13 protein-coding genes and 1 tRNA gene are annotated in these 14,371 nt (G+C 65.2%); 11 read left to right on the top strand and 3 right to left on the bottom strand.

Going from position 1 to position 14,371, the window contains the following annotated elements:
* The first annotated feature begins 35 nt into the window (after positions 1-35).
* The 11 genes from ACFVYC_RS11740 (at position 36) to ACFVYC_RS11690 (ending at position 11,467) form a co-directional block, all read left to right on the top strand.
* A complete protein-coding gene (locus ACFVYC_RS11740) occupies positions 36-1,172 on the top strand; it encodes an adenosine deaminase (protein WP_387550006.1) in 1,137 nt (378 codons plus the stop codon).
* 133 nt (positions 1,173-1,305) lie between these two features.
* Complete coding sequence (locus ACFVYC_RS11735; protein ID WP_387550097.1) at positions 1,306-1,926, top strand: MazG nucleotide pyrophosphohydrolase domain-containing protein; 621 nt, start codon at positions 1,306-1,308, stop codon at positions 1,924-1,926.
* 133 nt (positions 1,927-2,059) lie between these two features.
* Positions 2,060-3,340 (top strand): phosphopyruvate hydratase, encoded by a 1,281-nt coding sequence (gene eno / locus ACFVYC_RS11730; protein WP_387550004.1) that lies wholly within the window; start codon positions 2,060-2,062, stop codon positions 3,338-3,340.
* Positions 3,341-3,464: 124 nt separating this feature from the next.
* The gene (locus ACFVYC_RS11725; protein WP_387550002.1) at positions 3,465-4,166 is read left to right on the top strand and encodes a septum formation initiator family protein; all 702 of its coding nucleotides are present in this window, start codon (positions 3,465-3,467) and stop codon (positions 4,164-4,166) included.
* Positions 4,167-4,194: 28 nt separating this feature from the next.
* The gene (locus ACFVYC_RS11720; RefSeq protein WP_387550001.1) at positions 4,195-4,866 is read left to right on the top strand and encodes a DUF501 domain-containing protein; all 672 of its coding nucleotides are present in this window, start codon (positions 4,195-4,197) and stop codon (positions 4,864-4,866) included.
* Complete coding sequence (locus ACFVYC_RS11715) at positions 4,863-5,810, top strand: exopolyphosphatase (RefSeq protein ID WP_387549999.1); 948 nt, start codon at positions 4,863-4,865, stop codon at positions 5,808-5,810. The genes ACFVYC_RS11720 and ACFVYC_RS11715 overlap by 4 nt, the downstream gene beginning before the upstream one ends.
* Positions 5,811-5,816: 6 nt before the next feature.
* Positions 5,817-7,217, top strand: coding sequence for a S8 family serine peptidase (locus ACFVYC_RS11710; protein ID WP_387549997.1), 1,401 nt, complete (start codon positions 5,817-5,819; stop codon positions 7,215-7,217).
* 49 nt (positions 7,218-7,266) lie between these two features.
* A complete protein-coding gene (locus ACFVYC_RS11705) occupies positions 7,267-8,733 on the top strand; it encodes an NAD(P)/FAD-dependent oxidoreductase (protein WP_387549995.1) in 1,467 nt (488 codons plus the stop codon).
* A 108-nt stretch (positions 8,734-8,841) separates the two neighbouring features.
* Positions 8,842-9,804, top strand: coding sequence for an N-acetyltransferase (locus ACFVYC_RS11700; RefSeq protein WP_387549993.1), 963 nt, complete (start codon positions 8,842-8,844; stop codon positions 9,802-9,804).
* Positions 9,805-9,824: 20 nt separating this feature from the next.
* A tRNA-Leu gene (locus ACFVYC_RS11695) sits at positions 9,825-9,898 on the top strand.
* A gap of 219 nt (positions 9,899-10,117) precedes the next feature.
* Entirely contained in the window at positions 10,118-11,467 is a 1,350-nt protein-coding gene (locus ACFVYC_RS11690) for an ABC transporter substrate-binding protein (protein WP_387549991.1), read from the top strand.
* A 67-nt stretch (positions 11,468-11,534) separates the two neighbouring features.
* On the opposite strand, the gene ACFVYC_RS11685 is transcribed toward ACFVYC_RS11690, so the two are convergent.
* The 3 genes from ACFVYC_RS11685 to ACFVYC_RS11675 are packed head-to-tail and all read right to left on the bottom strand — an operon-like array spanning position 11,535 to position 14,364.
* Entirely contained in the window at positions 11,535-12,308 is a 774-nt protein-coding gene (locus ACFVYC_RS11685; protein WP_387549989.1) for an ABC transporter ATP-binding protein, read from the bottom strand.
* Positions 12,305-13,399, bottom strand: coding sequence for an ABC transporter ATP-binding protein (locus ACFVYC_RS11680; protein ID WP_387549987.1), 1,095 nt, complete (start codon positions 13,397-13,399; stop codon positions 12,305-12,307). The genes ACFVYC_RS11685 and ACFVYC_RS11680 overlap by 4 nt, the downstream gene beginning before the upstream one ends.
* Positions 13,396-14,364, bottom strand: coding sequence for a branched-chain amino acid ABC transporter permease (locus ACFVYC_RS11675; RefSeq protein WP_387549985.1), 969 nt, complete (start codon positions 14,362-14,364; stop codon positions 13,396-13,398). The genes ACFVYC_RS11680 and ACFVYC_RS11675 overlap by 4 nt, the downstream gene beginning before the upstream one ends.
* Between the last annotated feature and the right edge of the window lie 7 nt (positions 14,365-14,371).

The following is a 14,371-nucleotide window of genomic DNA, read 5'->3' as shown; positions in this document are numbered from 1 at the left end:
GGCATTGGACTGCTGCCCACCCTAAGGTGGGGTAGGTGACTGAGCCTATTGTTGACGCTGCCCCTGCCATCGATTTTGACCTGAAGAGCCTGCCCAAGGTTTCACTTCATGACCACCTGGACGGAGGTCTCCGTCCGGCCACCATCATCGAACTGGCCGAGGCAGTTGGCCACACCCTTCCGTCCACCGACCCCGTTGCGCTCGGTCAGTGGTTCCGCGAATCCGCGGACTCCGGCTCCCTGGTCCGCTACCTGGAGACGTTCGACCACACCGTTGCCGTGATGCAGACCGCCGACGGCCTGTCCCGCGTGGCCAAGGAATTCGTCGAGGACCTCGCTGACGACGGCGTGGTGTACGGCGAAGTACGCTGGGCGCCCGAGCAGCACCTGCAGAAGGGCCTCAGCCTGGACGAAGCCGTGGAGGCGGTGCAGGAAGGCCTCGAGGCCGGCGTCGAAGCCGTGGGGGAGACCGGCCGCGAGATCCAGGTGGGCCAGCTCATCACCGCCATGCGCCACGCCGACCGCGGCCAGGAGATCGCCGAACTCGCCGTCCGCCACCGCAACAAGGGCGCAGTCGGGTTCGACATCGCCGGCGCCGAAGACGGTTTCCTGCCCTCCCGCTTCAAAGACGCTTTCACCTACCTTGCCCAGCACAACTTCCCGGCCACTGTGCACGCCGGTGAGGCCGCGGGGCTGGAGAGCATCCAGTCGGCCCTGGTGGACGGCCGGGCGCTGCGGCTGGGCCACGGCGTGAGGATCGCCGAGGACATCCTGGTGGAGTTCGACGACGATGACGAGACCGAGGACACGATTGGCCTGGTGACACTGGGCGATCTCTCCAGCTGGGTCCGCGACCGCGGCATCGCCTTGGAGATCTGCCCGTCCTCGAACCTCCAGACGGGTGCCATCGCCGGGTTCGGCGAGGGCATCGAGAGCCACCCGCTGGACATGCTCTACCAGCTCGGCTTCAACGTCACCATCAACACCGACAACCGGCTGATGAGCGGCGTCACCCTGACCGACGAGTTCGACCTCCTGGTGGAAACCTTCGACTACGATCTCGACGATTTGCTGGAGCTGACGCTGAACGCCGCCGAGGCTTCCTTCCTGCCCCTTGAGGAGAAGGAAGCGCTCGTCGAGTACATCAACGACGCGTACGCGAACCTTGGCTAACGAGCCGGACGCCGTTGGCTCCCCGGTGGGGGAGCTGCGGTTTGGGCCCACAGCAGCAGGGGTCCCCGGGCGAGCTTGCGAGGTGGGGGAGCTGCTGGGGATGATCAAGTCACTGCGTGAGCACTGCCCGTGGATGGGCGCGCTGACCCATGAGTCCCTGGTGGAGTACCTCCTGGAGGAGGCCTACGAGGTGGCGGAAACCATTGAGGCCGGAACGGGCCAAGAGATCGACGACGCCGAGCTCCGGGGCGAGCTGGGTGACGTCCTGCTCCAGGTGGTGCTGCACGCACGCCTCGCGGAGGAGCGCGGAGCCTTTGCGTTCGACGACGTCGCGCGCGGCCTGAGTGCCAAAATGGTCCGCCGGAACCCGCACGTGTTCCGCCCGGACGGCTCCCTGCAGGACAGTTTTCCGGCCACTGTTGCTGAGATCGTGCAGAAGTGGGACGCGGTCAAGCGGGCGGAACGGCCGGAGCGGCGGGATCCGTTCGAAGGGATCCCGCTGGCGCTCCCGGCGCTGGCACGGGCGCAGAAGTCCGTGGACCGCGAGGCGAGGGCGGGCGCAGCGTTTCCCACACGCGGGGCCCCGGCCCAACTGCCGGACGTTCCTGCCTTCGCAACGGAAGAAGAACTCGGGGAGCTGCTGCTCGCCGTCGTCAGTTCCGCCCATGCCCGCGGGCTCGACGCCGAGCGTGCCCTGCGCGGCGCGGTCCGGAACTACCAGCAGCGCGTCCCGCGGCAGCACCAACAGAGATAACCGCACCATCATGACGTCCGGGGGCTGGATAGGTTTCCGTAACCCGGACCACTCTCGACTACGCTGGTCCGTGACGAGTACGTCGAGTTTTCAGCTGTATTTCCCCCGTTAATCGCCCATAAGGAGCAAATTCATGGCGCTTATCGATGCCATCCACGCCCGCGAAATCCTCGATTCCCGCGGCAACCCGACAGTAGAAGTTGAAGTACTGCTCTCCGACGGCCAGATTGGCCGCGCAGCAGTTCCCTCCGGCGCTTCCACCGGTGAGCACGAAGCCGTTGAGCTGCGTGACGGCGACAAGGGCCGTTACCTCGGCAAGGGCGTCCAGAAGGCTGTTGACGCCATCATCGACCAGATCGCTCCGGCCCTGACCGGCTTCGACGCCACCGACCAGCGCAGCATCGACCAGGCCATGCTGGACCTGGACGGCACGCCGAACAAGGGCAAACTGGGCGCCAACGCCATCCTGGGCGTCTCCCTGGCCGTTGCCAACGCAGCCGCCGCCTCCGCTGACCTGCCCCTGTACAAGTACCTGGGCGGCCCCAACGCCCACGTCCTGCCGGTCCCGCTGATGAACATCCTCAACGGCGGCTCGCACGCCGATTCCGACGTCGACATCCAGGAATTCATGGTTGTCCCGCTGGGCGCGGAGACCTTTTCCGAGGGCCTGCGCTGGGGTGTTGAGGTTTACCACGCCCTCAAGTCCGTCCTGAAGGAAAAGGGCCTCGCCACCGGCCTCGGCGACGAAGGCGGCTTCGCGCCGAACCTGCCGTCCAACCGTGCAGCACTTGACCTGATCCAGGAAGCCATCAAGAACGCCGGCTACACCCCGGGCAAGGACATCGCCCTTGCCCTGGACGTGGCCTCCTCCGAGTTCTTCACCGACGGGGCGTACCAGTTCGAAGGCAAGGCCCTGACCTCCGCCGAGATGAGCGCCTACTACACCGAGCTCGTCGCCGACTACCCGCTGGTCTCCATCGAAGACCCGCTGGACGAAAACGACTGGGACGGCTGGAAGACCCTCACCGACGCCATCGGCGACAAGGTCCAGCTGGTGGGTGATGACCTCTTCGTCACCAACCCCGCCATCCTGCAGCGCGGCATCGACACCAAGACCGCAAACTCCCTGCTGGTCAAGGTCAACCAGATCGGCTCCCTCACCGAGACGCTCGACGCCGTCAGCCTGGCCCAGCGCGCCGGGTACACCACCATCACCTCGCACCGTTCCGGCGAGACCGAGGACACCACCATCGCCGACATCTCGGTGGCCACCAACGCCGGCCAGATCAAGACCGGCGCACCGGCCCGCTCCGAGCGCGTCGCCAAGTACAACCAGCTGCTGCGCATCGAAGAGGAACTCGACGACGCCGCACGCTACGCAGGCCGCGGCGCGTTCCCGCGTTTCAAGGGCTAGTAGCCGCGTAATCCTATAACCGGTGGCTATGGTTGAAATACCATAGCCACCGTTGTTGTTTCGGAAATATTAGTTTCAGCCCAAAAAGTGGCGGCCCAGGCAGGCTGCGCGTTTCAGGAGTGTCATGGCTACCCGCCGTCCCAAAGTTCCGAAGGTCGCCTCTTCCCGTACGGGAACGCAGTCACGCCAGGAAACGGCAGGCGACGCGGAGGTCATCCGGGCGGACTTCGGTTCCGACAAGGCAAAGGCCGGTCCGGAGGGACCCGTCCCTAAGGCTTCGACTCCTAAGGCAGGCACTGCAGCAGGTGGCCACACAGCTGGCTCGAGGAAGGGATCCGGAGCCTCCGGTGCCACCGCCCCTGCCGGCGGAGTAAAAGGAAGAAGTTCCGCCGGGAACCCGTCCGCAGCCGGCACCGAAACCGCGGAAGACCAGCAACCTGTTCCCGCCAAGGCGTTTTCCGGGCGGATGCTCGCGCTGGCAGTGGTCATGATTGCCATCACCATCATGCTGGCGCCCACGGTGAAGATCTTCTTCGACAAAAGGGCCGAAATTGAAGCCCTGAATGCGGACATCGCTGCCCGTGAGGCCGAAGGTGACGGCCTGCGGCAGCAGGTCTCCCGCTGGCAGGACCCCAACTATGTGAAACAGCAGGCCCGCGACCGCATTAACATGGTTATGCCGGGCGAAACCGGCTACTGGGTCTTCGGCAGCGATTTGCCGGCCGGAGAAACCAGCAGCCAAACCGGTGCAGCAGCACAAGACCCCGCCGATCTGCCGTGGGTGGATTCCCTGTGGGAGTCCATCACGCGCGCGGCCACAGACTGAACCGCCAAAGGAAGGACGGCCCGCGACAGTGGAAATTAACACGGCAGCCGCCCGGGACGAATCCCGCCAGCCATCACCACGAGACCTGGAAGTACTGAGCCGCCAGCTGGGACGGCCGGTCCGGGACGTCGTCGAAATCCCCGCCCGCTGCGTCTGCGGCAACCCGCTGGTGGCCGCCACCGCTCCCCGCCTGGGCAACGGTACCCCGTTCCCCACCACCTTCTACCTGACGCATCCGGTCATTACCTCTGCAGTTTCCAGGCTGGAAGCCGCAGGTGTGATGAACGAGATGAATGAGCAGCTGGAAGGCGACACTGAACTGGCCGCCGCCTACCGCTCAGCCCACGAGGCCTACCTGGCAGCGCGTGCGGCCATCGGTGAACGCTCCGGCATCGGCGCCGTCCCCGAGATCGACGGCATTTCCGCCGGCGGTATGCCCATCCGCGTCAAGTGCCTCCACGTCCTGGTGGGGCATTCACTCGCAGCAGGCCCGGGAGTCAACCCGCTGGGGGACCAGGCCATCTCAGCGATCAGCGAGTGGTGGACCGCGGACGGGTGTTACTGCGAAGGCGCCTGGGATACCAGCGGGGAAGCCCCGTCCAGGGACCTCAGCCGCCACGGGCCGCAGGGGCTGCCGGACATCGTGGGCCGCCCCGCACCCGTCCGGAAGACCTCCGGAAGCGCAGAGGCCGGAAAATGACGCGCGTCGCCGCCATCGACTGCGGCACCAACTCCATCCGCCTCCTGATTGCGGACATTGACCGCAGCAACGGCACCGCCAGCCTCAACGACGTGGTCCGGGAAATGCGTGTTGTCCGGTTGGGCCAGGGTGTGGATGCCACCGGCGAGTTGGCGCCGGAGGCCCTGGAGCGCACGTTCGCGGCCACCGCCGATTACGCCCGCCTGATCAAGGAATACGGTGCCGTCAGCGTCCGTTTTGTTGCCACCTCCGCCAGCCGGGATGCACGGAACCGGGACGTCTTTGTGGACGGCATCCGGGACCTCCTGGGCGTGGAGCCCGAAGTGATCTCCGGCGACGAGGAAGCGGCGCTGTCCTTTGCCGGAGCGAGCAGCGTCCTGCCCATCCTTGACGGCCAGGAGGTACTGGTGGTGGACCTGGGCGGCGGAAGCACCGAGTTCGTCCTCGGCACGGCAGCCGGCGTGACCGCAGCCAAGTCCGTGGACATCGGGTGCGTGCGCCTCACCGAACGGCATCTGCGCCAGGACCCGCCCACCGCCGAACAGATAGCCGCCGCGGAAGCGGACGTGGACTCCGCCATCGCCCGCGCCGGACAGTACGTCCCCCTGGAACGCGCCACCGCCATCGTTGGCGTTGCCGGTTCCATCACCACCATCACCGCGCACGCTTTGGGCCTTACCGAATATTCACCCGACGCGATCCACGGCACGGAACTGCCCCTTGATGACGTCCGGGCGGCCTCCGCCGGCCTCCTCACCATGAAGAGGTCGGACCGCGCCGCCCTGCCATACATGCACCCCGGCCGGGTGGATGTCATCGGGGCAGGGGGACTGGTGTGGGGCCGGATCCTCGAACGGCTGGCGGACCTCACCGGCGGGCGCATCGCAACAGCCACTGCCAGTGAACACGACATCCTCGACGGCATAGCCCTGAGCATCGGCTGACGGCCCATGGAAACACACACCACCCGGACGAGACCACCGCTTGGACGGGCCGGCGCAGCCCTGCTCGCGCTGGTCCTTGCCGGCGGCTGCCTGGCCACCGGCCTCTTCGCTGCCCCGGCGGCGCAGGCGGACGAATGGCGCGACAAGCAGTATTGGCTGGCCGAGTCAGGCATCACCAAGGCCTGGGAGGTTTCCAAGGGCGCCGGAGTCAAGGTAGCCGTGATCGACAGCGGTGTTGACGCCCAGCACCCGGATCTCAAGGGTGCCGTCGCCGGCGGATACGATGCCTCCGGCTCCGGACAGCCCAACGGCCAGAAGGGCGTGGGCTCCAAGACGGAACACGGCACGCTGGTTGCCACCATGCTCGCAGGCCGGGGCCACCAGCCCGCAGACGCAACGGCCTCGCCCTCGCCGTCGCCCAATCCCTCAGCCCTTCCTCCTGACGGAATCGTAGGTGTTGCCCCGGAGGCGCAGATCCTCGCGGTCTCCACCTGGCTGGGCTCAACCAACCCCTCCGGGAAGAGCGACCAGGACCAGATCCCCGAGGCCGTCCGCTGGGCGGTGGACAACGGCGCCAGGGTCATCAACATCTCCCTGGGCAGCACCACCCCGCAGTGGCCACAAAGCTGGGACGCCGCCTTCCTCTACGCCGAGCAAAAGGACGTGGTCATCGTGGCGGCCGCGGGCAACCGGGTCGGCGGCAACATCCAGGTGGGGGCTCCGGCCACCATTCCGGGCGTCCTCACCGTCGCCGGCCTGGACCGCAAGGGCGCGGCCAGTGTTGACGCGTCCTCCCAGGGCATCAGCATCGGCGTCGCGGCGCCCGCCGAGAACCTGCTGGGCGGCGTCCCCGGCGGCAGCTACGCGGAATGGGCGGGGACTTCCGGCTCCACACCGATTGTTGCCGGCGTTGCCGCGCTGATCCGTTCCAAGTGGCCGGCCATGAGCGCCGAACAGGTCATTAACAGGATTGTCTCCACGGCAAAGGACGCCGGAATCCCCGGCAAGGATCCCCTCTACGGCTTCGGTGTGCTCAACGCCGAGGCGGCCCTGAAGGCCGACGTGCCGGAAGCAGCCGCAAACCCGCTTGGTTCCATCGCGGAGTGGATCCGCGTCCACCGTCGTGGCAACTTTGCCACCCCCGCCCCGCTCCCCACCACGGACGTTCCCAACGCGGCGCCCACCCTGCCGGAAGCCACCGTGCCTGCGGCCGAACCGCCCTCGCAGCGGGACAGTGCCCTCGGCGCCGCCGTCGTGATCGGCTTCAGCCTGTTGTTCGCGGCGATCATCGCGGCAGCGGTCTTCCAGATCCGGCGTGCGGCGAAGAGCCCGGCGGATGTGGGGGAGGACCAGGAAACGGGTGCGATGGACAGTGTGGATTCCGGGCGCCAAGCGGGGGCTCCGTAGCTTTCGGGCAGTTAGTGAAGATTTTCACAAACTACGGTATCCTTGAAGTATGGCAACCACCCCAGAGCTCCAGGACCGTCCCAGGGTACTCGTCGTCGGCGGCGGGTACGTCGGCCTGTACGTAGCACTCAAACTGCAGAAGAAGATCGCGAATGCCGGTGGCATCGTCACCCTCGTGGATCCACTGCCCTACATGACCTACCAGCCGTTCCTGCCCGAGGTGGCCGGCGGCAACATCGAGGCACGCCACGCTGTGGTCTCCCACCGTCAGCACCTCAAGCAGACTGAACTGATCCAGGGCAGCGTAACCTCGATCGACCACGCCAACCGCACGGCCGTGGTGGCTCCCGCCGACGGTGGCGAGCACTTCGAGGTTCCGTACTTCGATGTTGTGATGGCCGCAGGTGCCATCACCCGGACGTTCCCCATCAAGGGCCTCGCGGACAAGGGCATTGGCCTGAAGACCATCGAGGAAGCTGTTGCCCTCCGCAACAAGGTCCTGGAGCGCCTTGAGGTTGCCTCCACCATGACCGACCCCGCTGCCAGGGCCAAGGCCCTCACCTTCGTAGTGGTGGGTGGCGGATTTGCCGGCATTGAGTGCATCACCGAGATGGAGGACCTCGCGCGGGCCGCCGTCCGGAACAACCCGCGCATCAAGCAGGAGGAAGTCCGCTTCGTCCTGGTTGAGGCCATGGGCCGGATCATGCCGGAAGTTACCGCCAAGCAGGCGGAATGGGTTGTGGAGCACCTCCGCAGCCGCGGCATCGAGGTACTCCTCAACACGTCCCTGGACAATGCCGAGGGAAGCCTCAAGCTCATCAACCTTCCGGACAAGACCCCCGCCCAGGAGTTCGAAACGGACACCCTGGTGTGGACCGCGGGCGTGCAGGCCAATCCCATGGTGCGCTCCACCGACTTCCCGCTTGAGCCGCGCGGCCGCGTCCGCGTCCTGCCTGACCTTCGGGTTGCGGGCGATGAAGGCATCATCGACAACGCCTGGGCAGCCGGCGACGTCGCCGCCGTGCCGGACCTTACCGGCAAGGGCCTTCCGGACGGCACCTGCGTTCCCAACGCCCAGCATGCGCTCCGCCAGGCCAAGCGCCTCGCGAAGAACCTGTGGGCGTCCCGCTGGGACAAGCCGCTCAAGGACTACAAGCACAAGAACCTGGGCGCTGTTGCAGGCTTCGGCGAGTGGAAGGGCGTTGCGAACATCAACTTGGTGGGCAGCATTGGCCTCAAGGGCGGACTCGCCTGGCTCGCGCACCGTGGCTACCACGGCATGGCCATGCCCACGTTCGAGCGTAAGTTCCGCGTGATTTTCAACTGGATCCTCAGCTTCTTCGCGGGCCGCGACACCACGCAGCTTATGGACCTGGACAACCCGCGCGGTGCCTTCGTGGCAGCAGCTACTCCGGCTCCAAAGCCGGCCGCCGCACCCGCTCCTGCCCCTGTGGCCGGAGGGTCCGGTTCCACTGCGACCACCAAGGCGGAAGCAGTCCCGGCCCGCGTCAAATAGACCGGCCTGCTTCACCGCACGACGGCGGCTGTCCCCTTTGATGGGGATGGCCGCCGTTTGCGTTCCAAGTTGGCGCAGCCGTTCGCGGCGCCTTCTAGACTGGGCAGCATGACTGGTGAGAAGAACCTTCAGGCCCTGCTGGCAGGGATGCGCCCCGTCCGGCGCGCGGGGGAGTACGTCTACGTCCTGTGGCCGCACGGGCGGCCACTGACGTCCGGCATCGAAGCAGCGGTACGGGAGGCTGAAGGCCTTACGGTGGTCCTGCCCCGGTCCCAGGCTGACAAGGAAGGGTTGTCCTACGACTTCGTTGGCGCTTGGATCACCTTGCAGATCCACTCCGCACTGGAAGCCGTGGGACTCACCGCCGCTGTCAGCAGAGCCCTTACGGACGCCAGGATCAGCTGCAATGTCCTGGCCGGGTTCCACCATGACCACCTGCTGGTCCCGGTGGCGGATGCACCCCGCGCCCTTGAGGTATTGGCGGAACTGGCCGGGCAATACGCGCCTGCGCAGGGTCGCGGACAGACGCCCCGGCCCGAACTCCTGCTGCGCGATGAGACTCCGGAGGACCGGGACGCGATCCTGGCCCTGACCGCCGATGCGTTCGCCATCTCACCGGCCACCGGGCTTCCGGCGGACGGGGAGCCAGTGGAAGTAAACGTGCTCCGGGAGCTCTTCGAGGCCAAGGAGTACCTCCCCGGTTTCAGTGTGGTGGCCGTCCTGGACGGCGAAGTGGTGGGGCATGTGATCAGCACACGCGGATGGGTGGGCCGCCAGGAGTTGCTGGGCCTCGGTCCGATCGGTGTCACCCCGCGGCTCCAGCGGCACGGCATCGGTTCTGCATTGATGAAGGAGAGCATTGCCAGGGCAAACGATGCGGGGGAGATCGGTATCGCCCTGCTTGGCAGCCCTGACTATTACACCCGCTTCGGTTTTGTGCCTGCAGCGTCATTAGGCGTGCTCCCGCCCGAGGACGCATGGGGTGACTTTTTCCAGCTCCTGCCGCTCGCCCTGTGGCCTGGCGGGGTCCATGGCACGTTCCGGTACGCCGAACCGTTCTCGCGCCTCTGACGGGATACCATTGAGCAGTTGCCCCAGTAGCCCAATTGGCAGAGGCAGCGGACTTAAAATCCGCGTGTTGTGGGTTCGAGTCCCACCTGGGGTACGTAACTGAACCGGCCGCAGTGAGCTGCCGAATGAGGAAGCCGTCCGCGTTGCGGGCGGCTTCCGGCGTTTTGATTCCGCATATGCAACGACTGTTATACAGATGTGACCTCAGTCACTTATCTTCACTGTGCATATGCATTAGCTTGAAAGCTAAATCAGGAATACCTGGTTTTTCGTGTCAAAGGCCGTTCGCACCTTTAGATCGAGGAGCTCGTAAATGACTTTATTCCCCCAGGCGGGAACCCGCGTTGCCAAGCTGACAGCGCTTGGCATCGGCGTCGCCTTTATGGCAACGGCTTGCGGCGGTTCGTCCACACCCACGGCGTCCGAAACCGCTACCGGATCAGCGGCAGGAATCGCTTGCCCGGCGCCCGGCTCCACCAGCAGCAGCGCACCGGCTACTGGCGCGGGCGGCGCGGTTCCGCCGTCCACAGGGACCACCGAGACTCCGTTGAAGCTCGGCTCCCTCCTGCCCACCACCGGTTCGCTGGCTTACCTTGGCCCGCCCGAAATCGCCGGTGTGAATCTCGGTGTCAAGGAAGTCAATGATGCCGGCGGCGTCCTCGGCAAGCCCATTGAGGTAGTCCACCGGGACTCTGGCGACACCAAGACGGACATCGCAACGCAGTCCACGTCGGCCCTGCTTGGCCAGGGGGTCAACGCCATCATCGGCGCGGCTTCCTCCGGCGTTTCCAAGACGGTCATCAACCAGATCACCGGCGCTGGAGTGCTGCAGTTCTCACCCGCCAACACCTCGCCGGACTTCACCACGTGGGACGACAAGGGACTGTACTGGCGTACAGCGCCCTCCGACGTTCTCCAGGGCAAGGTCCTGGGTAACTACATGGCCACCTGTGGTGCCCAGACCGTGGGCATGATCGTCCTGAACGATGCCTACGGCACCGGGCTGGCGACCAACGTCAAGGCGGCGTTCGAAGCAGCCGGTGGCAAGGTGGTGGCTGAGGAGCTCTTCAACGAGGGTGACACCCAGTTCAGCAGCCAGGTGGACAAGATCATCGCAGCCAAGCCCGATGCCATCGCCCTGATCACCTTTGACCAGGCCAAGAGCATCGTGCCACTGATGACCGGCAAGGGTGTGCAGCCCACGCAGATGTTCCTCGTAGACGGCAACACCTCGGATTACAGCAAGGACTTCCAGCCCGGCACCATGCTGGGAGCCCACGGCACCTTCCCGGGGACTTTCGCCAACGAGGGATTCACCAAGAAGCTTCTCGAGGTGGACCCGGCACTGAAGGACTTCACCTATGGCGGCGAGTCTTACGATGCTGTCAACCTGATCGCCCTGGCATCTGAAGCTGCCGGCAGCACCAGCGGCCCGGAAATCGCCAAGCAGCTCAAGGGAGTATCGGAAGCCGGTGAGAAGTGCACCACCTTCGCCGCCTGCGTTACCCTGCTCCGCGAGGGCAAGGACATCGACTACGACGGCCAGTCCGGCCCCGTAACCTTCTCCGACGCCGGTGACCCCACTGAGGCCTACATCGGCATCTACGAGTACACCAACGACAATACGCTCAAGCCCCTCCAGTCGGAGTTCGGCAAGCTGTAGCACCGCCCGCAAAGCACAAAGAGCCCCTGTCCGTCCGGACAGGGGCTCTTTGCGTGGATGTTTGCCTTTACTCGACGGTATCGGCCAGCGTCCCCAGGTACAGCTGGATGACTTTGGGGTCCTTCATCAGTTCACGGCCGGTGCCGGTGTAGGCATCCCGTCCCTGGTCCAGGACGTAGCCGCGGTCGCAGATCTGCAGGCACCGCCTGGCGTTCTGTTCCACCATGATTACGGAGACGCCTGCCCGGTTGATCTCATGGACACGCAGGAAGGTTTCGTCCTGCTTGACGGGGGAGAGGCCGGCGGACGGCTCGTCGAGCAACAGCACCGCCGGGTCCATCATCAGCGCCCGGCCCATTGCCACCATCTGGCGTTCGCCGCCGGAGAGGGAGCCTGCCCGCTGGGCACGGCGCTTGCCGAGCTCAGGAAACAGGCCGGTGACGAAGTCGAACCTTTCGGCGAAGTCCTTGGGGCGCTGGAACATCCCCATCTGAAGGTTTTCCTCGATGGTCAGGGTGGCGAAGACGTTGTTGGTCTGCGGGACGAAGCCAACGCCCCGGCTTACCAGCTTGTTCGCTTTCAGGCCCGTGATGTCCTGACCACGCACCACCACTGTTCCTGAGTGGACCTTCACGAGACCGAACATCGCTTTCAGCAGGGTGGACTTGCCGGCTCCGTTAGGACCGATGATGCCGATCAGTTCTCCCTTGCGGGCCTCGATGCTGCAGCCGTTGAGGATGTTGACGCCGGGAAGGTAACCGGCCACCAGGTCGGTGACCTTAACCACCGATTCGCTGTCGCTGACTGGCTGTGCGGCGGGTGCCGCGCTGGTGCTGCTCATTGGCCGTCCTTCTCTGTGCTGCCGGTCTCCGTGCTTCCGTGCCGGCCGTGCGGTTGGTCGCGCTGTGGCTGGCCGTCCTCGCCGCGTGCGGGTTGGTCGCCCCCGGCAGCCACGACGTCGACGGCGATGATGCCCGCATTCTCTGTTCCGACGATGGATTCCTCGTCAGCCACGAGTTCTGCTGCAAGTTCCTTGATGCCCTCAGAGTCTCCAAGGTCCACGTCATGATGGGCGCCCAGGTAGGCGTCGATGACTGCGGGGTTCTTCATGACTTCCCCTGGCGGACCTTCCGCCACGACCTTCCCCTCGGCCATCACCACCACCCAGTCGGCGATGTGCCGGACCATGTGCATGTCGTGTTCGACGAAAAGGACCGTCATCCCTTCCGCCTTAAGGTTCTTGATGTGGTCGAGCAGGGACTGCGTCAACGCGGGGTTGACGCCTGCCATGGGTTCATCCAGCATCACCAGCTTGGGCCGGACCATGAGGGACCGGGCCATCTCCAGGAGCTTGCGCTGCCCGCCGGAAAGGGAAGCGGCGTAGTCGTCCTTTTTGGCGTCAAGCTTGAACTTTTCGAGCAGGACATCGGCCTCGGCAGTAATCTGCTTCTCCCTGCCGCCCCAAATGCCCTTGAAGAGTGCCTTGGCGAGGCTCTCTCCAGGCTGGTTGGAGGCGCCGAGGCGCATGTTTTCCATGACGGTGAGCTTGCCCATAACCTTGGTGAGCTGGAACGTGCGCACCATTCCCATCCGTGCCACCTTGTAGGGGGACACCCCGGCCAGGCTCTGGCCTTCGAACTGCCACTTGCCGCTGTTAGGCGTATCAAAACCGGTCAACAGGTTGAACAACGTGGTTTTGCCGGCTCCGTTCGGTCCGATCAGCGCCGTGATCTTGTGCCGGGGGATTTCCAGGTAGTCGACGTCCACCGCATTGATGCCGCCGAAGCTGCGGGTGACGTTCTCGGCGACGACAATAGGGTCGCGTTTCTTGCAGCCGGGACCGGTCTCTCCCGCAGCAATGGGACGCGCGTCAGTCATGTAATCCGGTTCCCCGGCATGTGCGGTGGTGGGTTCTTCGCTGTGCTTGCTCATGCGAACGCCAGCTCCTTCTTGTTTCCGAAGACGCCCTGCGGCCTGAAGATCATCAACAACATGAGGGCGACGCCAACCAGGATGTAGCGCAGCTGCCCGGCCTGAACCGTGTTGAGCCACGTAACGGCACCCGATTCGATCAGGCCATACAGGATTCCCTGGGTGAGGGAAAGGACCACCCAGAAGATCATGGCGCCGATGACCGGGCCGAGGACGGTGGCCATGCCGCCGAGCAGGAGGCAGGTGTAGAGGAAGAACGTGAGTTCCGTTCCGTAGTTTGCCGGCTGCACCGATCCGCGGGGGAGGGTAAAGACCATGCCGGCGAGGGCGCCCAGCACGCCACCGATAATGAGGGCCTGCATCTTGTAGGCATAGACGTTTTTGCCCAGTGAGCGTACGGCGTTCTCGTCTTCGCGAATGCCTTTGAGCACCCGGCCCCAGGGGCTCCGCATCAGCAGCCAGACGAGCGTGCAGCAGAGGGCGACCAGGGCCCACGCCACCACGCGGATGAAGAAATCGCGGTTGTTCATGCCGAAGTAGGAGCCTTCGGGGAACGGGTTCATGGCGTAGAACCCGCCTTCGAAGGCAGCAAGGCCGTTCGCCGAGCCGGTCACCGCGGTGAGCTGGTTGGTAGTCACGATATATCGCACGATTTCGGCAGCCGCGATGGTCACGATGGCGAGGTAGTCGGCCCGCAGCCTCAGTGTGGGGATGCCGAGCAGCAGCGCAAAGATGGCTGAGGCAACGACGGCGACGAGCAGACCCACAAAGAACGGGACGCCAAAGGTGAGGGTTGAGATGGCGAAGCCATAGGCGCCCACGGCCATAAAGCCGGCCTGCCCGAAGTTGAGCAGGCCGGAGTAGCCGAAGTGAACGGCGAGGCCGAGTGCGGCCATGGCGTAGGCCGCCGTCGTGGGGCTGAAAATCTCAGACGCGGCGCTGGCAAGAATGAATCCAAAGTCCATGGTTCTC

Source organism: Pseudarthrobacter sp. NPDC058329 (assembly GCF_042879835.1).
Classification (GTDB): domain Bacteria; phylum Actinomycetota; class Actinomycetes; order Actinomycetales; family Micrococcaceae; genus Arthrobacter.
This window is presented reverse-complemented; position numbering and strand designations above follow the sequence as displayed.

What these genes read in the sequence shown, in the direction of transcription:
- ACFVYC_RS11735 (WP_387550097.1), top strand. Translation starts at nt 1,306, where the DNA reads ATGGGCGCGCTGACCCATGAGTCCCTGGTGGAGTACCTCCTGGAGGAG.
- eno (WP_387550004.1), top strand. Translation starts at nt 2,060, where the DNA reads ATGGCGCTTATCGATGCCATCCACGCCCGCGAAATCCTCGATTCCCGC.
- ACFVYC_RS11725 (WP_387550002.1), top strand. Translation starts at nt 3,465, where the DNA reads ATGGCTACCCGCCGTCCCAAAGTTCCGAAGGTCGCCTCTTCCCGTACG.
- ACFVYC_RS11715 (WP_387549999.1), top strand. Translation starts at nt 4,863, where the DNA reads ATGACGCGCGTCGCCGCCATCGACTGCGGCACCAACTCCATCCGCCTC.
- ACFVYC_RS11710 (WP_387549997.1), top strand. Translation starts at nt 5,817, where the DNA reads ATGGAAACACACACCACCCGGACGAGACCACCGCTTGGACGGGCCGGC.
- ACFVYC_RS11705 (WP_387549995.1), top strand. Translation starts at nt 7,267, where the DNA reads ATGGCAACCACCCCAGAGCTCCAGGACCGTCCCAGGGTACTCGTCGTC.
- ACFVYC_RS11700 (WP_387549993.1), top strand. Translation starts at nt 8,842, where the DNA reads ATGACTGGTGAGAAGAACCTTCAGGCCCTGCTGGCAGGGATGCGCCCC.
- ACFVYC_RS11690 (WP_387549991.1), top strand. Translation starts at nt 10,118, where the DNA reads ATGACTTTATTCCCCCAGGCGGGAACCCGCGTTGCCAAGCTGACAGCG.
- ACFVYC_RS11685 (WP_387549989.1), bottom strand. Translation starts at nt 12,308, where the DNA reads ATGAGCAGCACCAGCGCGGCACCCGCCGCACAGCCAGTCAGCGACAGC.
- ACFVYC_RS11680 (WP_387549987.1), bottom strand. Translation starts at nt 13,399, where the DNA reads ATGAGCAAGCACAGCGAAGAACCCACCACCGCACATGCCGGGGAACCG.
- ACFVYC_RS11675 (WP_387549985.1), bottom strand. Translation starts at nt 14,364, where the DNA reads ATGGACTTTGGATTCATTCTTGCCAGCGCCGCGTCTGAGATTTTCAGC.